Source organism: Microcoleus sp. bin38.metabat.b11b12b14.051, assembly GCF_013299165.1.
Taxonomy (GTDB): domain Bacteria; phylum Cyanobacteriota; class Cyanobacteriia; order Cyanobacteriales; family Microcoleaceae; genus Microcoleus.
In genome coordinates, this window is record NZ_JAAFKD010000009.1 from 92,250 (window position 1) to 111,127 (window position 18,878).

Annotated in this window: 13 protein-coding genes; 6 read left to right on the plus strand and 7 right to left on the minus strand. The window is 46.5% G+C overall.

Translation table 11 applies throughout. From position 1 onward, the window contains the following. Positions 1-109 precede the first annotated feature (109 nt). The 3 genes from QZW47_RS12155 to QZW47_RS12165 all read left to right on the plus strand — a co-directional run bounded on the left by QZW47_RS12155 (position 110) and on the right by QZW47_RS12165 (position 3,998). Complete coding sequence (locus QZW47_RS12155; RefSeq protein ID WP_293127489.1) at positions 110-1,093, plus strand: GntR family transcriptional regulator; 984 nt, start codon at positions 110-112, stop codon at positions 1,091-1,093. Between the two features lie 215 nt (positions 1,094-1,308). Beyond that, positions 1,309-1,977 (plus strand): nitroreductase family protein, encoded by a 669-nt coding sequence (locus tag QZW47_RS12160; protein WP_293127491.1) that lies wholly within the window; start codon positions 1,309-1,311, stop codon positions 1,975-1,977. A gap of 113 nt (positions 1,978-2,090) precedes the next feature. After that, positions 2,091-3,998: a hypothetical protein gene (locus tag QZW47_RS12165; RefSeq protein WP_293127493.1), complete on the plus strand. Its 1,908-nt coding sequence runs from the start codon at positions 2,091-2,093 to the stop codon at positions 3,996-3,998. 222 nt (positions 3,999-4,220) lie between these two features. Here the strand turns inward: QZW47_RS12165 and QZW47_RS12170 are convergent, their stop codons facing one another. From QZW47_RS12170 to QZW47_RS12180, 3 genes are all read right to left on the minus strand, one after another. Next, complete coding sequence (locus tag QZW47_RS12170) at positions 4,221-4,781, minus strand: transposase (RefSeq protein ID WP_293127495.1); 561 nt, start codon at positions 4,779-4,781, stop codon at positions 4,221-4,223. Further along, a complete protein-coding gene (locus tag QZW47_RS12175) occupies positions 4,741-5,457 on the minus strand; it encodes a transposase (protein WP_293127497.1) in 717 nt (238 codons plus the stop codon). Before QZW47_RS12175 ends, QZW47_RS12170 begins: the two co-directional genes overlap by 41 nt. Before the next feature lie 96 nt (positions 5,458-5,553). Next, complete coding sequence (locus QZW47_RS12180; protein WP_293127499.1) at positions 5,554-5,910, minus strand: zinc ribbon domain-containing protein; 357 nt, start codon at positions 5,908-5,910, stop codon at positions 5,554-5,556. Between the two features lie 416 nt (positions 5,911-6,326). Here QZW47_RS12180 and QZW47_RS12185 point away from each other — a divergent pair, with 416 nt between their 5' ends. Together QZW47_RS12185 and QZW47_RS12190 are read left to right on the plus strand one after the other, a co-directional pair. Next, positions 6,327-6,653 (plus strand): phasin family protein, encoded by a 327-nt coding sequence (locus QZW47_RS12185; protein WP_265235356.1) that lies wholly within the window; start codon positions 6,327-6,329, stop codon positions 6,651-6,653. 257 nt (positions 6,654-6,910) lie between these two features. Then, on the plus strand, positions 6,911-7,516 hold the full coding sequence (locus QZW47_RS12190) for an FKBP-type peptidyl-prolyl cis-trans isomerase (protein WP_293127508.1): 606 nt from the start codon (positions 6,911-6,913) through the stop codon (positions 7,514-7,516). A gap of 188 nt (positions 7,517-7,704) precedes the next feature. Here the strand turns inward: QZW47_RS12190 and dnaB are convergent, their stop codons facing one another. The 4 genes from dnaB to gloB form a co-directional block, all read right to left on the minus strand. Next, a complete protein-coding gene (gene dnaB, locus QZW47_RS12195) occupies positions 7,705-11,043 on the minus strand; it encodes a replicative DNA helicase (protein WP_293127510.1) in 3,339 nt (1,112 codons plus the stop codon). A gap of 173 nt (positions 11,044-11,216) precedes the next feature. Then, on the minus strand, positions 11,217-11,675 hold the full coding sequence (gene rplI, locus QZW47_RS12200) for a 50S ribosomal protein L9 (protein ID WP_293127513.1): 459 nt from the start codon (positions 11,673-11,675) through the stop codon (positions 11,217-11,219). A gap of 351 nt (positions 11,676-12,026) precedes the next feature. Beyond that, positions 12,027-17,135, minus strand: coding sequence for a PAS domain-containing protein (locus tag QZW47_RS12205; protein ID WP_293127515.1), 5,109 nt, complete (start codon positions 17,133-17,135; stop codon positions 12,027-12,029). Between the two features lie 441 nt (positions 17,136-17,576). Continuing rightward, positions 17,577-18,350 carry a hydroxyacylglutathione hydrolase gene (gene gloB / locus QZW47_RS12210; protein ID WP_293127517.1) on the minus strand — a complete coding sequence of 258 codons (774 nt, stop codon included), beginning with the start codon at positions 18,348-18,350 and terminating at the stop codon, positions 17,577-17,579. Between the two features lie 224 nt (positions 18,351-18,574). On the opposite strand from gloB, the gene QZW47_RS12215 reads away from it, so the two are divergent. Beyond that, positions 18,575-18,778, plus strand: coding sequence for a hypothetical protein (locus QZW47_RS12215; RefSeq protein ID WP_293127519.1), 204 nt, complete (start codon positions 18,575-18,577; stop codon positions 18,776-18,778). The last annotated feature ends 100 nt before the right edge of the window (positions 18,779-18,878 follow it).

Sequence of the window (18,878 nt, forward strand, 5' to 3'; positions counted from 1 at the left end):
CAGCAGATCAACCAAAAAAGATTATGCTATAGACAGAGATATCCGAACCATACTGTGGGCGGTACTCGATCTTATAAAAATATTAAATTGAAGTGTCGGAGCCTTTAATATGGTTCAATTTCATATTCAAACAGATAGCGATATCCCCGCATCTACGCAATTATTCAATCAAATCAGGTTTGCGATCGCCTCGCGCCAGTTTCCGCCCGGACACCGGTTGCCCAGCACCCGACAGCTAGCGATGCAGACGGGCTTGCACCGCAACACCATCAGCAAAGTCTACCGACAGCTCGAAAATACCGGACTCGTAGAAGCCCAAGCCGGATCGGGCATTTACGTCCGCGCTCAAGGCCACGAAGGCGGCAGCAAACTCAAGTCTCCCATCCTAGAAGAATATCCCCTTGCTAACAAAATAGTGCAAGAAAGTATGGATCAACTGCTGGGACAGGGCTGTACGCTCAACCAAGCCAGGGAATTATTTTTGGCAGAAATTGACTGGCGGCTCCGGTGCAGCGCCCGAGTGGTCGTCACAGCCCCCACAGAAGACATCGGCGTGGGGGAGTTGATGGCTCAAGAACTCGAACAAGCTTTGCGGATTCCGATCCAGTTAGTAGCGATGGAAGATTTAGGTACTTTTCTGGATAACATCTCTGCGGGAACTGTAATCACGAGTCGTTATTTTATCGGACAAGCAGAATCGATTTCGGCGCCGCGATCGGTGCGGGTGATTCCGGTAGACATCTACGATTACGTGCAGGAAATCCAGCTAGTGGGGGGTTTGCCGAAAGACAGTTATTTGGGTTTAGTCAGTCTGAGCCCGGGAATGCTGCGATCGACCGAAGTTATCATCCACAGCATCCGCGGCGAAGATTTGCTGGTGATGACGGCTTTGCTGTCCGATGAGTACAAGATTAACTCGATCGTGCGATCGGCAAGAACAATTTTTTGCGATCAACCGAGTTTTGCTACAGTCAAAGCGGCGATTAACGCTGCCAGAGAGGATATTATTCGTCCCCCACAACTGGTATGCTGCGAAAATTACATCGGCTCTAAGTCGATTAATTTGCTCAAGCGCGAGTTGGGCTTGGGGTAAGGAAGGAAGAAGGAAGAAGGAAGAAGGAAGAAGGAAGAAGGGAGACGGGGAGACGGGGAGAGAGGGAGAGGGAGAATTGCACATTCCCAATTACCGATTCTCAATTACCAATTACCGATTACCCATTACCAATTTCCCATTACCAATTTCCCATTACCAATTCCCAATTCCCAATTCCCAATTCCCAATTCCCAATTCCCAATTCCCAATTACCGATGACAATTGAAATCCAACCTTCAATTAATGTTAAAACCGCGATCGAAAGCCGACGGGCCGCGCGCAGCTTCAAACCCGATCCAATTCCCCCAGCCATACTGGCAGAGATTTTGCGGTTGGGAGTGCGATCGCCCTCCGGTTATAACTTGCAGCCTTGGCGGTTTATTGTACTGCAAGACGTAGCGAGCAAAGAAAAATTAAAAAGTTGTGCCTTCGACCAGCGCCAAATAGTAGAAGCCCCGATCGTGTTAATCTGTTGTGGCGATCGGCGCGCCACCCAACCCGAAAACACCGAAGCCGTCATCAAATTGGGTAAAGCCTCCGGCGCCATCAACGACAATTTAGCCGGTTATCTGCGCCAAGCAATCCCGCAAATGTTCGAGAACCATCCTTGCTTCGAGTCCGTCGAAACTTGGACAAACAGACATACAATGCTGGCAGTAGCTCATTTAATGATCGCAGCTAAAAGCTTTGGAGTAGACAGTTGTCCGATGGAAGGTTTTGTCGGCACTCAAGTGAAAGAAGCCTTTCAAATTCCTGCTGAAGTAGATGTTTGCTGTTTGCTCCCGCTCGGTTATGCAGCAGAACCTTTCAAACAATACGGCGGGCGTTTTGACGTGACTCAAGTTTATTATGGCGAAAGTTTTGGAGAACCGTTGCAAATTTAGATTTGACGGTTAAGATTTGAGAGCTGAGATTTGAACGAATCGGTACAAGTTCACAAAAGAAATCGGAAACAACGAAAATTTCGCAATCCGAAATCGCCCATCGAAAATTTCTAATGGTGAGAGCAGACAGAGGAAAAAACATGACAGTAGCAGCGCGACAAAGTAAGGCACAAATCCTAGAATTAAAGTTGCATAAATACTTGCAATCAGCCGGCTTTAAAGATTTGCCACTTTATATCAGTTGCGATTTGAGAGAAGATTCTTTAACGGTTGTGGGAGAACACCCACGCAATTTAGTTCTGAAAGCAAAACCGACTTTTACAGTGCTAGAAGCAGCGATTCTGGAAATAGAACCGGAAGCTATTCAAAAAATCGGACTTTGCCTGAAAATCACAGGGCAAAATCAGCCTTATGCTTTTCATTCTTTTACCATGCACAACCCGGTTTTGTCAAGACCCAGAACTGTAGAAGAAGTACGCAAAAAATCCGAGAAAATACCTGAAGAAACGGGGATGGTGCTAGTAGAAAATACAGCGGATGTAGCGGAGGAGATGCCGTCAACAACAGATGTTGAAACTGCGGGGGTAGATGAATATTTCCCCGATTTTTCGGAGAGTTCCAGCGAGGTTGGTGCTAGCTCGTTTCAAGTAGGTGCCATCCCCCCCGATATGGGAGATAATCCCTTCGACGTGCTGGATCTGGAACCGCTAACGGTTCCGGAAACACCCAAACATTCACCGTTTGCAATGCTGGCCGCCGCAGGCATCTTCAGTCTGGCGGCGGTAGTTTTGGCAGGCGGTTTTTACTTGCTCAGCCGCCCCTGCGTCATCGGAGAATGCACTGCGCTGGCTAATGCCAAACAGTTGAGCGATAATTCGGTGAAGACTCTCAAAACTTCAAAAGTTGCTAACAGCCCGCTCGAAGCGCAGGAACAGTTACAATCGGCGATCGCCCTTTTAGAACCGATTCCGTCTTGGTCAATTCATCGCGGTGAAGCTCAAACCGCTCTGGAAAACTACCGCCAGCAAAATCAGAACTTGAATTCTGCGATCGATGCAGCGCGCCTCGCACAATCGGCAGCCCAAAGAAACCAAAATCCGCCTGTTTCTGCCCAGAACGCGCAGGAAGCACAAGCTCTGTGGCAAAGCGCGATCGCCCAACTAGGGGAAATTCCCGACAGCAGCCCAGTTTATCCCTATGCTCAAAGAAAGGCGAAAGAATACCGCAAGAATTTAGCAACTGGAAATCGGCAATTAGGTACAGAAAAACAAGCCGAAAAAATCTTGCTCCAAGCCAAAAGCACAGCCCAAATAGCAGAAGCTCGGGAAGCAGTAGCTCAGACAGCCGAAACCTGGGCTGGAGTGCAAGCAGGTTGGGAAAAGGCGATCGGCGCGCTATCAGAAATTCCCAGCAATACGCAATCTTATCAACTAGGTAGGCTCCTAGTTCCTAAATACGAAACAAAACTTTCACAAGCTCGCGAGCGCAGAAATGTTGAAGGAATTTCGGAAAATGCCTATACTCAAGCTGTGACTTTAGCAGCAGAAGCTAAAATTTCCGAGGGCAAAAACGCCTGGTTTCAAGCATCGGAATACTGGCGGAGAGCTTTGAGTTACGCCGAGCAAGTTCCGGCGGCTACTGCTTATTCCCAGAAAGCGAAACCGCTGATCGAGTCCTACAAAACATCTTTGCAGCAAGCTGAATCGAAGCTGCGGGAAGAAAGAAACCTCCAAAAAGCGCGCACGGATTTAGATAGAACTTGCAAAGGTAAACCGAAGATTTGCGACTATACTGTTAGCAACGGTTTGATTGCGGTACAGATGACTCCTGATTACGTGCAGAAGCTGCAACAAACTTTCATCCAAGCAAATAACAACAATGCTGTGAAGACTCGCCAAGCTGTGGAAAACCACGTTGCAACTTTGCAAACAGCCTTGGAGGCGATCGCCGAAAATGCGAAAATTCCGATGCAGGTTTACGATGGTGATGGCAAGCGCATTGCGAGTCACGAACCGAAGTAAGTTGAAATGTGTTGCAGTGCGATCGTCCCGGCTCAGCTTAACCGGAGCATCTCAGCTTTGCTGTTGTAGTAAAGCTGAAATGCTTTTTGCAACAAAACTGAGATGCTCCTGTTCCATTCTATGCCTTTGAGATTTTTCACTGTCGGTGCGATATTGATGTATCTATTGTCTAGTTGTTGACATACTCACCGTCCTAAAGGAGCAGCGATTCTTGTTCATGGTTCACAGAAGTCCACTTGCTACGTCAAGTCGCCCATCAGTAGTAGAGGTAGTCTTCTCCCCATGCTTTTCCTCTTCCGAGGCAGATTCCCAATGCCCTTGGGTACTGTTTTGCCACTCTATTCCCAAGACATTCATCCCTTTCTGCAAGATATTGATTGCCGCATTTGTATCACGACAAATCTCTGTCTTGCAATTGGGACATGAATGAGTTCTGGTACTTAATGACTTCTTTACTCTGTGACCACAGTTTGAGCAGTCCTGAGACGTGTAATGTGGTGATACTGCTACCACTACCTTGTCCCAAATCTTTCCATAATAATCTAGCCATTGAGTGTATTGATACCAACTGGCATCAGAAATTGATTTAGCTAAGTGATGATTCTTGACCATGTTCGACACCTGCAAGTTTTCATAAACAATCACATCGTTAGAGTGAACTACGCATCGGGCTTGCTTAATTGCCCAATCTTTACGCTGTCTTTGAACTTTCAGATGAATCTTACCTAATCTTTTTCTGGCTCTATGGTAGTTGTTGGATTGTGGCGCAAGCTTCCTTGACAAACTTCTTACTTAATCTGCGTTGAGCTTTCTTAAGTTGCTTTTCAGCTTTCCTTAAGAACTGTGGATATATTACAGCGTTATCGTTTTGGTCTTTGGTGAAAAACTTTAGCCCCAAATCCAAACCAACAACATTGCCTGAATACTGTCCTTGCTCTTTACGACTGGCATCAAAACAAAATTGGGCATAATACCCATCTGCTCTACGCACAACTCGTACTCGATTAATCTTTAGTCTGTACAAATCCTCTTGGGTTTCGTTGTTGCAGAATATTGATAGAGTTCCAATCTCAAAACCATCGGTGAAAGTAATACTTCTACAATCTTCCGATAACTTCCATCCTGAAACTTTATATTCTACTGAGCGACAATGTTTCTTGAAGGTGGGATAGCCCTTCTTTTTGTCTGTTGTTTTACAACGGCGATAGAAGTTGGAGATAGCAGCCCAAGCTCGTTCAGCACTGGCTTGACGAGCAGCAGAGTTTAGCTTTCTTGCGAAAGGAAACTCTTTGGCTAAGTCTTTACAAAGGGAATATAAAGTTGCTTTACTAACGCCTTGATTGTCGATCCAAAAACCTACAGCTTTGTTCCTAATAAACTGGGCTGTACGGATTGCTTCATCAAGGGCTAGATACTGCTCTTTTGTTCCGTTCTTTAACTTTGCTTCTCTTACTATCATGATCTGATTATATCATATTTATCTGGTATGATGTTAGATAAATAAAGCCGCCCTAGAACGACGGGGCTTTAGACCCAATTTATTGGTAAAATTCGCTCAAATCGACAGGGCAATGCTAATAATAATTAAACCCAATAAAACCAACCAAACGAGATTGCGCTGACACCAATTTTTGATGGATTGGGGCCGGCCGCCGCTGATGTAACGGCTGGTATGCGGTACAAGAGGCTCGGCTTTGTCGTGATAAAGCGTGCATTCTTTGGCGAAGGGACGCTGCGGGTAGTTGCAGGTGTCGTCTTCGTGGTAAGTACAGGTAGCGCACAGAAATTCTGCGGATGGCGATCGATAAAGGGGGATACCCGGATGACCGAAAGCTTTGAGAGGGGTTTTGCAGTGCGCGCAGGCGATCGCTCGGGCGCCTACAGGTTGGTGACAGCGGGGACACTCAGGCATTAGATAGCAGGGTGGGGTAATGTTGTAGGGAGGCTCATACCATTTTAGATTTTAGATTTTAGATTTTAGATTTTAGATTTTAGATTTTAGATTTTAGATTTTAGATTTTAGATTTTAGATTTTAGATTTTAGATTTTAGATTTTAGATTTTAGATTTTAGATTTTAGATTAAGAATGACTTACTGTCTAAAAGTTTGGAGCTTGCCTACAGTGGCATTTTTTGTGAGAAATTGCGATCGGAGTGCGGGTTTTCCGAACGCCCGCTGGCGGGTTAGACTCGCCAGCAGGCTGCTAGATGCTCCAAAATAGAAAGGTAGGTCAGTGCTGATGTAACTTAAATTGTACAAAGGGTTTCGCAGCGACCGCAGGCGACCTGAGCCGATCGGGTATTTTGGGGCAAACAGTAGGAAAAATCTATGGATAACAATAGCAACTTACTCAAACAACTGGTAATGCTGGGCATTGGTACTACCTCCTTGGTGGCGGAGAAATTGCAGGAAGCCAGCGAGCAATGGGTCAAAGATGGCAAAATCAATCCCGAGCAAGCCAAAACCTTTGTCGATGACGTGACTGAACATCTCAAGTCCGAGCAGGGAAATTGGGATACGCAGTTGCAGCGCCAACTCCGGAATATGCTGCAAGATATGGGCGTTCCCCGACAGTCGGAAATGGATGAGTTGCGCGGCAGGCTCGATCGACTCGAACGTCAGATGCGGGATCTAGAAAACCGTAACTGGCGCTAAGTGCGATCGCGTGCTCTCGCTGCTCGGACTTGTGATAAAATTGTCACCCGAACGCAGAAGGCTCGATCGGGCACTTCTTTAGAAAGCAGAAGGTAGAATTACAAAGATTCTGACTTCATACTTTCTTTTGCCTTTAAAATTAACTGGCACCCGCTGTTTTTGGGCGGAAAAGTTCAGATAAAATTTTGTGGTTCTTGTTGTACTAGATGTCTTAGATATCTGAGATATCGCGGTTAAAAGTGTCAGGAGGATTAATTGTGCAAGGAATTCTGGTCAGCTTGGGCATAATGCTGGTTTGCTTTGTGTTTTTGATAGTCGCTCAAATGAGCGGCTATGTACCTACAGCAGTTGCCTCCGAAGTGAATAATCCTTTAACCGATGCTGCGCTTGAGATACTCTCAGCGAAGTCTTTCACTGAAGATAGCTTGCTAGTAGCTGATGCTAATTTACCAAAAGAACCAGCTACTATCGCTGGCAATAACATGACTGGAAATACTGAGAAAACTGGAAATACTGAGAAAACTGTCACCACAGGTTCAGGTCTGAAATATGTTGAATTGAAAGAAGGTAATGGGGCGACTCCAAAAACCGGTCAGACGGTTGTAGTGCACTATACTGGCACTTTGGAGGATGGCACAAAATTTGATAGTTCGCGCGATCGCAATTCTCCTTTTCAGTTCAAAATTGGCGTCGGTCAAGTAATTAAGGGTTGGGATGAAGGTGTCGGTACAATGAAAGTTGGAGAACGCCGCAAGTTGATTATTCCCCCTGAACTAGGTTACGGTGCTCGCGGTGCGGGCGGGGTGATTCCTCCTAATGCTACGCTGATTTTTGATGTGGAATTATTGAAAATCGCTGGCTAGGTAGCTCAACCTAACTAAGCGTAAAACTTTTAAGCTGTTTGTAAACCCGGTTTTTGTCTTGAGAAACCGGGTTTCTGCGTAAATCCTGGTTGATTTAAGTAGATTGACCTAAATTAAACGTAAAATACGGATCGTGCTCAAGCTTGCTGTGTGTTCCTTCTTCCTTCTTCCTTCTTCCTTCTTCCTTCTTAAGAGCGCTTTGGAGATGCCAGATTGCGGAACGAGGTATATTGAGCGTCAAATATTAGTTTGATGATGCCTGTGGGGCCGTTTCTGTGTTTGGTGATGATGACTTCGGCAATTCCGCGATCGGGCGAATCCGGGTTGTAATATTCATCTCGGTAGAGCATAATTACTAAATCCGCGTCCTGCTCGATGCTATTATGGACTACGATTTCATTAGCGACAAAATTATGCAGTGCAGGCACTGTTAAATCGTAAACTTCCGCTTCGCCATCAACTTCTATTAATGCAATTTCATCCCAGTAAATATCGCTCTTAGATAAGAGGGCAAGTTCATCAGATTTGACAATTGTAGCTAATCTTCCTGCTCCTTCTCGACGGAAGTTTTGTTGGTAAAGGGTTGTGCCGCAATATAAGTTTTCAAGCTGTGCTTGCATAGGTAAAGCAATACGATCGCCTATTTTCAACTCGTCCAATCGCCGCCAGCCCTGAATGGTTAAGAACTTATGATTAGCCGTTGCTCTAATTGCCCGTCCCGAAAGAGTTTGCAGTCGCAAAACAGGTTTCACACCTGTAGCAAAGGCATTGGTAACAACAGCTTTTTCTAACTGCATGGTGGCTTGATTTAGCGCCCAAATGGTGAAGCCAGATTTCCCTACTAATTCACGAATTGGTACGCGTACATCGGTATCTGCTAGCATTACGCAACTATCACCTGTTAAGCAGCCACTTTCTCTCAAGTCTGACATCATCGGCCGCTTATTTGTCCTCGCTTCCACACTTCGACTCAACTGAGACAAAGCAATAATCGGCACGTTGAGTTCGCGGGCTAAACCTTTGAGACTTCTGGTAATTCGAGATAATTCTTGCACGCGGTTGTCGCTGCTACCTTCCATTAATTGTAGATAATCTAGCAAAATTAATCCGAGAGCTCCGCCTTGTTCTGCTTGGAGGCGGCGGACTTTGGAGCGAATCTCCATCACGGTAATATTAGGAGTATCATCAATAAACAGCGGTAGTTCTGATAAGTTACCAATGGCTGTACTGATGGGTTCCCATTCGTTCTGACTGATTCTGCCCGATCGCAACCTATTACTTTCTATTTTGGCTTCACTGGATAGAATACGCTGCACTAGCTGTTCTTTCGACATTTCCAAGCTAAAAACGGCAACCGGCAATTTTTGCTGTCCAGCGGCGATATGATGGGCGATATTGGTACAAAAGGCCGTATTGTGAACGCAGATATCGTTAGCCACAAAATTGTGCGTCTCCGGGATAGTTAAGTCATAGACTTGCTTGTTTCCCATCGGTTCGATCGAAACTATTTCATCCCAGTAGACCTCGCTATTTGCTAGTTGTTTCAGCGACAAATTATCTAAAGCAGTTGCTAAAACTAAAAATCTTTCCCTGGACAGCGCACGTTTACCAACGTGAATATTGGAATAACCTTTGATACCTGCACGTTTTGCTAGCGATACCCAAGATTCGTTGCCTTTGGCTAATGCTAGGTATTCCCAAGCCTCGACAGGAATTAAATCGCGATTATTGTGAGATATTTTATTTTCTAGTGCTTCTTCTACTTTAGCTAGTGCTGCCTCTTTGCCAAAAATCCCAATTTCTGATATGAATATTTTGATAGATTTTGCATTAGTAATATCAATAAACCAAGCTGGGTTGCGAGTATTTTTGTATTTGACTAAACGCTTTTTGAGGGCGGCAATGATGCCAAATCTCAGCAGTAGATGCTGTACGTGTCTGGCTAGTCCTTCACTGACAGAACAGTAGCCTAGCTGAGATTGACCGCTGGTAAGTACGGTAGCCCAGCCGTCAGTGGAAAAGAGGCGGTTGAGGAAAAGGGCAACTTGCGATCGCCGCAATCTAAACACTATATCCGGTACGGTTTTTTGGTGAGCATCTTTTCCCATCAGACCTAACTTTTCTAACCAATGTGTCAGGGGATTTTTATGAGTTGTATTAATAACATCCATTCCCTCATCGGCTAGGTGTTCTGGTTCTACTCTTAAAACTCTGCAAATGCCACTAAATAATTTTTGATTGGGAAATGCTATTCCTTCCATCCAAGACCGGACTAATCGCGGTTTAATTTCCAATTCTCGCGCTAATTTTTTAGCATCGAAATCTCGTTTGAGAAGGATTATTTGTAAATTATAACCAAAGTTTTTTATACTATCTGTGTAACTTTCTCGATCGCTGATAAGGCGATATTCGGGTGCGCGTCTCCCTTGATCGTTGAATCGCAGCTTAAGACCTCCGAAGCTAGTAGCAGCTTCAGCAAAATCTTTCAGTATAGCAGTATTTCCATTGGTGAAGTGTGGCGCAGTCTGTGTCAAACACCCATCGCCAATTAGATAAGCTAATAACTTAACTTCACAGTCGCGGATGGTTTCTCGACCAAAAACATTCATCCGGCGAGGTACAGCAATCTTATCGCCTGCTTGTATTTCCGCCAACTGTCGCCAACCCTTAATTGTTAAAAATGGGTGTGTAATCGTAGTTTCTATAAAACGTCCCAGTCTGGTTGTTACCCGAAATACAGGCTTAATTCCATCATCTATAAAAGCTGATGGTCTAGTTAGGTGAAATTGCAAATCTTTTCCTAATGTTAGTAATTCTGCTTGACGTTTTTGATAGATTTCTTTAATGGTAACAAGGCTTCCATCGCTTTGTACGATAGCAGCCTCATCCGTGGCGCATTTGCCCATTGCCGGCCTGGCAGCAACGATGATTAAATCCGATCGCTGAAAGCCTCCTGTCATCGCATCTAAATCATAAAAACCGCACGGAATACCGGGAAGCGTGAGGCCTTCATTGCGATTTTCTAAGTCTTGAAATGTTTGGTTTAGGGTTTCGCCGATGGATACTAAATCTTGTTGCGGGCGGTCTTGAGTGATGCCAAAAACTTCTTGTTCGGCGCGGTCTAAGACTGTTTCTAGCGGCGCTGCTGTCTCGTAACCTAATTGTACTATGTTGTTGCCCGCTTCGATCAATCGGCGGCGCTGATATTTGTCTTCGACTAGGGCAGCATATTGGTCGATGTTGACTGCTGAAACTGTGCGATCGACTAATTGTGCTAATTTAGTTAATCCTCCGACTTGTTCTAACTGGTTGCGATCCGTCAGCCAAGTTGTTACGGTCATCAAATCCGTCGGTTGACCTTGCAAAAATAGCCCTAATGCCGATCGATAAATGACTTGATGAGCGGTGATGGCAAAAAACTCCGGTCGCAACATTTCAGCAATTCGCGAAATAGCTTCGGGGTCGATTAAAATCCCGCCCAAAATTGCTTCCTCTGCCTCTATATTTGTCGGCATCAAATCGCTCATTAGTCAATAGTTATTGGTTATTAGTTATTGGTTATTGGTTATTAGTTATTGGTTATTGGTTATTGGTTATTGGTTATTGGTTATTGGAAAAACTATTGACCAGTGCTTTCATGCCCAATGCCCAATGCCCAATGCCCAATGCCCAATGCCCAATGCCCAATTACCAATTACTATTACATCGGAACAACTTGAACATCAACTTCGGCGGTAACTTCTGCGTGCAGTTTGATTTCAGCTTTGTATGTACCAGTGCCGCGAATTTCGGGCAGGGTGATGCCGCGCCGATCGACTTCTTGACTGGTAGAGTTGAAGATCAGCTCTGCTACTTCTTGGTTGGTGACAGTACCAAAAATCGCGTCTCCTTCGCCGACTTGCTTGGAGATGATGAAAGGCCCGGCTGCTTCCAGGGCGGTTTTGCGGACTTCTGCTTGCTGCTTGAGCTCTAGCTGGCGCAGTCTTTCTTCTTCTCTGCGGCGGGCTGCTTGCTTGAGAATGCCGGGAGTGGCTTTAAATCCCATTCCTTGGGGTACTAGGTAGTTGCGGGCGTAGCCTGGGGCTACTTCTACTACGTCGCCAGCTTTGCCGAGTTTGCTGACATCTTTGTTTAAAACTAATTGGACGCGCTTGGCCATGATCTTTGCTTGTGGGTTTTAAGTCGAACTGTCTATAATAGCGGAGTTTGAGGCGCGATCGCAAGAGCGAAGGAAGTTCGGCAACGGATTTTGTAGCGGATGTAACGGATGTAACGGATTTAGTAGATCGGTGTTGAGGGATGAGATCTCATTTTTGGTGGTTCATCCGTTCTCCGCGAAGGTAATGAAGGAATTCCATTGGACTGAAGTCCTCACTACGAATCTTTTTGAGAAGGACTGAAGTCCTCACTACGAACCTTTTTGAGAAGGACTGAAGTCCTCACTACGAACCTTTTTGAGAAGGACTGAAGTCCTCACTACGAACCTTTTTGAGAAGGACTGAAGTCCTCACTACGAGCCTTTTATGAGTTTTTTTGCCCGATCGCCGATCGCCCTCGCTACAGTTGCAACTAACTCACTCGGATCGATCGGCTTTGATAGGTGTTTGTTAAATCCGGCTTGCAAAATTTGGCGCTCGTTGGCTTCTCCAGCATAGGCTGTTAGGGCGATCGCCACCAACTCCCGAGACTTTGCCCCAAGCAGAGTGCGGATGCGCTCGATCAGCATATAGCCGTCCATCTCGGGCATTCCGATGTCGCTGATGAGTAAGTCCGGTACTGTTTGGCCGATCAACTCCAACACCTCAGCAGCAGATGACAGGGAAATTACCTCTGCACCCGATTCCTGTAACACGAAGGCGACAAAATCTCGCGAGTCTGGCTCATCATCTACCACCAAAATTCTCAATCCAGCCAGCGGCAAAGATGAACTATCGGGACTTAGAGATGAATTGACGGCTTCGGGCTGCTGCGTTCTAGAATCATCATTTAATAGTGGCAATCTCACCGTAAACGTCGCTCCTTGACCTTCTCCGGGGCTTTGTGCAAACACCGTACCGCCGTGAAGTTCGATTAGTTGGCGGACGATCGCCAATCCCAATCCCAAGCCGCCAAATTTGCGAGTTGTGGCGCCATCTTCTTGTCGGAAATTCTCGAAAACATAGGGCAAGAAATCGGGGAGGATGCCTTTACCCGTGTCTGTAACTTGAATTTGAACTTGATGTGGAATTTGGGTTAATCTAACTTCAACTCTACCGCTTTCCGGGGTAAATTTCACCGCGTTCGATAACAAATTCCACACAATTTGCTGTAAGCGACCCGTATCCCCGAGAACGAGTCCGACATCTGGGTTTAAGATAGTTTGGATTTGGATTTTTTTGGTTTCTGCTGCTAATTGTACGGTTTCCAAGGCAGACAAAATAATGGCGGCGACATTCACCGGAGCTACATTCAATCTGAGTTTTCCTTGCAGAATCCGAGACACGTCGAGCAAGTCTTCGATTAGTTGAGATTGCAGTCTGGCGTTGCGCTCGATTGTCTCCAATGCTTTGGCGGTTGTAGCGGCGCTCAGCTTGCCGCCGATGAGCAGTTGCGACCATCCTAAAATTGGATTTAAGGGCGATCGCAACTCGTGAGAAAGCACCGCCAGAAACTCGTCTTTAATCCGGTTAGCTCGCTCGGCTTCCGCGCGGGCAGTTTGTTCCAATTGCAGAACCATATCGCGCTCGGTTTCTACTTGTTTGCGCTCTGTAATATCGATCGCAGAACCGATCAAACCCTCAAATTGTCCGCTTTCTGTAAATCTGGGAGCAGCCGCATCCAGCACCCAAGAATATCCGCCATCCTTGCGTCGGATGCGATATTCCATGCGGAAAGGTTCCTGACGTTCGTTGGCTCTCAAAAATGCGTTCATGGCGTATTCTCTGTCTTCTGGATGCACCGCATTTACCCAACCAAATCCCAAACCTGTTTCATCAGTTTGACCCGTGAATTCATACCAGTTGTCGCTGAGGAAAGTGCAGTAGGCTGTGGAGTCTGTTACCCAGACCATAAACGGAGCGTTGTTAGCCATATAGCGGAATCGTGCTTCGCTCTCCAGCAGTGCTGCTTCCGATTGTTTGCGTTCTGTGATATCCCTACAGACAATGACTCCGCCGGTAATTGTGCTGCTAATATCAACAACCGGATAACCGCTGATACTCACCCAGCGACTTTCGGCATTTTCGCGGCGGACAAATACTTCTACATCATTGACATATTCACCTTTGATTGCTCTGGCTAGAGGTAGTTCCTCATCGGGGAAAAGAGTTTTTTGGTCTGCCAAAAATAGTCCATAGGTACTCGACCATTCCTCTGAGGATTTTTCATTTGTTAGCGGGCCGAACATCCCCACGGCGGCTCGGTTAAACAGCACAAATTCCCCTTGTTGGTTGGCGAGAATCAAACCGTCACCAATGCTGTCAATAATTACTTGGAGTAACTTAGTTTGTTCTTGCAACTCGATTTCTGCTCGTTTGCGATTTGTAATGTCGCTGGAAATGCCAATTAAGCCGATGACTTCTCCCGCCTGATTGTGGTAGGGAGCTTTCATTACCAGAAATGTCCGAATGCCATCGTGAGATTCTTCGAGGACTTCTGTTTTGCCGGATTCCATAATGCGCCGATCGTTTTCTGTGACTGTGACTGCAAGTTCTACTACTGGGTATAAATCTAGATCGCGACCACCAATTACTTCAGAAGCAGATTTTCCCATTATTTCCAGCGTGGCTGGATTGGCATAAATAATCCGTCCTTCTCGATCTTTGACAAAAATTGGTGTGGGCGCTGACTCGTTAATCACGTTCAGAATTGCATTTTTTTGTCGTAGTTCTTCTTCTGTGCGTTTGCGATCGCTAATATCGCTCCAATAAGCCGTAAGTCCTTCGGCTGCTGGATAGGCGCTGACTTCTATATACATTTGCAGCGATGGCGAAAACTCTTCAAACTTGACAGAAACTTGGTCAGAAATGACTCGATGAAGTTCTTGATACAGCCTGGAATGGGATTCTGCCTCGGCGGGGAATAGCTCCCAGATCGATCGACCTAACAACTCGGCTCTCGATCGAGCCAGCAGTCTTTCAGCAGCGCTATTAACGTAGGTATAGCGCCATTGTCCATCGATCGCGATAAAGGCATCTGTAATACTTTCGATAATATTGCTGACTTGCTGTTTGGCCGCAGACAGCGCGAGTTCAGCATTTTTGCGATCGGTGATGACTTCGGAAAACATCATGATCCCGCCAATCTCACCGCTGTTGGTTCGCCAAGGATGAATTTCCCAGCGCACCCAGTCTACGCAGCCATCAGCGCGGGGAAACGGATCTTCTGGACAGGTTTCGACTGCGCCAGCCAGACAGCGCTGGTGGATTTGTTTCCAACGATCGGGTAAATCGGGAAAGATGTCGTAGTGCGATCGCCCCAGAATGTTTTGAACACCGATCCCGTAACTTGTCAGCCAGCGATCGCTCACCAGCATATACCGCATTTGGCGGTCAAACATTGCTACTCCAGCAGGCGTATGTTTGACGAACAGCCGCAGTTGCTCGGACTGTTGCAGCAGGCGATTTTCCGCCTGTTTGCGATCGCTGATTTCTTTGAAAAGTATGGCGACTTTGCGGCTCTGCGGTTCCTGGGTGCGAAACGCCGAAACCTCAAACCAGCGGTTCATGGCTTCGGAGCAGTGTTCAAAGCGCAATGGTTCCCCTGTCAGCGCAACTTTACCGTACATCTCAAACCAAAAATCTTCGAGTTCTGGAACGAGCTGGAGTGCTGTTTTCCCTGCTGCTTCTACCAGTCCGGTTTGTCTCTCGAAGGCGGGGTTGACTTCCAAAAAGCGGTAATCGATCGGCTTTTGGTTGTCGTCAAACAGCATTTCGATGACGCAAAAGCCTTCGTCTAGGGAGTCAAACAAAGTGCGATAGCGTTCCTGGGAGCGGCGCAAAGCTGCTTCTGCTTGCTTGCGATCGCTAATATCCACAAACGCGGCGACACAGCCGCAGACTGCGCCCTGCTCGTCAAATAACGGCACCGCATTCATCAACCAATCAAAAGTCGCCCCGTCCGATCGCACCATGTGAAATTCCGCATCTCGCACTTCGATGCCCGAAGCCGCAGCCCGCTGCATTGGGAGCTCTGCTGGCGGGATTTCCTCGCCGTTGCTAAATAGTTTGAATGGAAGGAGTGCGGCTTCGTCTCCGCTGGCAGAAACATTGGCACCGGGGCGCACTGTTAGCATCGACTGAGCAAACCTGTTAGTACGAATTACATGACAATGCGCGTCGTGGGCGATCGCAATCCCGACGGGTACAGCATCAAGTATCAATTGCAGTTCATTGACTCGCCATTCTAGTTGCTGGTTGAGCCGTTGAATCTCTTTTTGGGAAGCTTTGCGATCGGTAATTTCGTACACTGTCACATTCACGCCCAGTACGCGATCGTCCTCGGTTTTGAGCGGATAGAGACTCAACAGCCAATCACGTTTTACTCCCGGCTGTGCTGAGTTTTCCCCGTGAATTTCGAGCTGTTCGAGTGGCACTTTCGTGGCAATAACTTGTCGGTAAAGCGGCTCTAAATCATCTGCTTGTTGTGGCAAGATTTCGCGCAATGTTTTACCAATGTGGGCGGCGGCGGGAATTCCGTTAATTTCTGCGAGGCGATCGTTGATGCGGACAAATCGCAACTCGGTATCGATAAAGCAAAGTCCGATCGGCGCGCTAGCATAAATCGCCTCGATTTCTCCTAATTGTTGCTGCACTGTTTGCGCTTGGGCGATCGCAGCAGCCCGATCGGCTTTCTGTTGAGTGACATTTTGAAAATAAACGGCAACTCCCGAGGCGATCGGATAAGCTCGTACCGCATACCAACCATTCAATGGCTCATAAAAACATTCAAAACTAACTGTAACTTGCTCCGCAGCGCAGCGCAGGTATTCTTGCTCAAACAAACTGCCCACAGATTCGGGAAACTCATCCCAAACGTTGTTCCCAATCACCTCTTCCGGGAGTCGATTCAGCCACCGCGCCGCTTGGGAATTAACGTAGGTAAATCGCCAGTCTCGATCCAAAGTAAAGAACCCGTCGGAAATATTTTCGAGGGTATCTGAGAGTTGTGTAGCGGGCGCGTCAGAGACTTCTTGTGGCTGAGGTTGAGCGATTTCTGTGAAGGTGGTAATTACGGCGTAGGGAGTCGATCGATCTCCCTGAAATAAAGGTTGAGAATTCAGCCTCAACCAAATCAATTCTCCCTGTGGCTGATAAAAGCCCATGATGACATTTAAACAAGGTTTCCCAGTTTGCAGCGCCACCATCCCTGGGTGCATCTCCCCAGGAAAATCCGAGCCATCTTCACGCACAGTTTGCCACGGACAGTTTATTGAACTGTTACCCTGCATTTGTTCTGCTGTCATCCCCAACAACTCTTGGGCGCGAGCATTGCACGCCTGAATGCTGCCGTCTGCAAGTTGTAAAACCATCCCTGCATCCGTTGTTGGATCAGTCTCGCCCTGATAGAGTGCTTTGTTAGAATCCTCTGAAACAGAGGTTTGGATTTTGGGTTGCGGTTCAATATTACCTTGATTTTTCATCGGTTTCTAACAACGCTCGTTTTACATTTAGCCAAGCCAATCAGGTTCACTAATTATACGGCAATACGGTTTACTTAAGGCTTTTTATACCCCGGAGATCCCCCTAAATCCCCCTTAATAAGGGGGACTTTGAGGGCATTCTTGTCCCACCCCCTACTCCCCTTTGTAGGGGCGGTGCCAAGAGTGCCCGCCCTGGTTAGGGGGGATCTGTCTTAAGTGAACCGTATTGAATTATACGGACATAATTCAGAGGAATTTTCAATTTAAGGATCTCGAATTAAATAACTTACAATTTTAATTGTTATTGTGGGATAGGCGGGAGAACCTGTCCATCCCACAAACTTGTGGAAGTTATTTAATTCTCATTCCTAAGCAAGGTGACAATCCAATCTCACAGAGATGTCAAAGCCTGTACAATGCTATCGCAGCCCTTGCTACTCGTCAAAAACGATCTTTCATGCCGCGCAATCGAGCGAAGGTTTGGACGGGATCGTGGCTGTTGGCGGCTGATTGGAGGTTGGGAAAATCCCAGCGCAAAAATGGGTTTGTGCTTTTTTCGATGCCGATCGATGATGGTATTGTAGGTTGCGATCGACTGCGAGCTTCTTTGACTTCGCCCAAGCGTCGCTGCAAATCAGGATTGTCGCCATCTACGCCGATCGCAAATTGCAAGTTTTTCAGTGTATATTCGTGAGCGCACCAAACTCTCGTATGATCCGGCAAGTTTCGCAGTTGTTCGAGGGAAGCTACCATTTGAGCTGGAGTGCCTTCAAACAGTCTGCCGCAGCCTCCAGCAAATAAAGTGTCGCCGCAGAACAATTCGCCGGTTTCCCCTGGGTTGTTGGGCGGGAAATAGTAGGCTATGTGAGCTTTTGTGTGGCCGGGTATGAAGAAGATTTCGGCGGTGCGATCGGCAAAATTAACCCGATCGCCCGCTTGCAAAAACACTTGCTGTCCGGGAATTCGGCCTCGGTCTTCGGCGCCGCCGTAAACTGTAATTTGGGGAAAGCGATCGATCAGTTCCTGGTTGCCACCTACGTGATCGCTGTGGTGGTGCGTGTTGAATATTGCGGTTAATTCGGCTCCGAGCGATCGCACTTGCTGCAACACGGGTTCTGCTTGGGCTGGATCGACGACTGCTGCTGTATGGCGATCGGGGTCGTGCAGCAAAAAAATGTAATTGTCCGACAGTACCGCAATCGGATAAACCTGCATAGAAAACTGCCTCTGTACGAAAATTATTATAGAATTTGATTGGTGTCAGGGCTATCCCAAGGCATGATGCAGAATTATTAATTCCGCGCATCTATCTTTAGAAGTAAAACTCTGATACATTATTGATGCTGTTCCACAAATAGAGTTGTGGTCTGGTATGCACGATTTTGGGATCAATCCCTGCAATCAACTTTAGTTATTTTGACATAAATGCGATCGAATAAATGCGAACATCTCAAAACAAATCGAACTTAACAATTTCTCAAATGGTCGATCGGATTGTCGCCTCTGGCAAGATTGCTCGCAGGGAACATCTAGTTTTAACTTCCGCTATCTTGTCTGATGATAAAATTTCTGAAGAGGATCGATATCAAATCAATCGCATATTTGATTACATCCAAATTGGTCGCCTCAAGTTCATCGATTGAAGTTGACAGTTGACTGTTGACTGTTGACAGCTTTATTCAGTTGACAGTTGACAGTTGACAGTTAACAGTTAACAGTTAACAGCTAACAGCTAACAGTTAA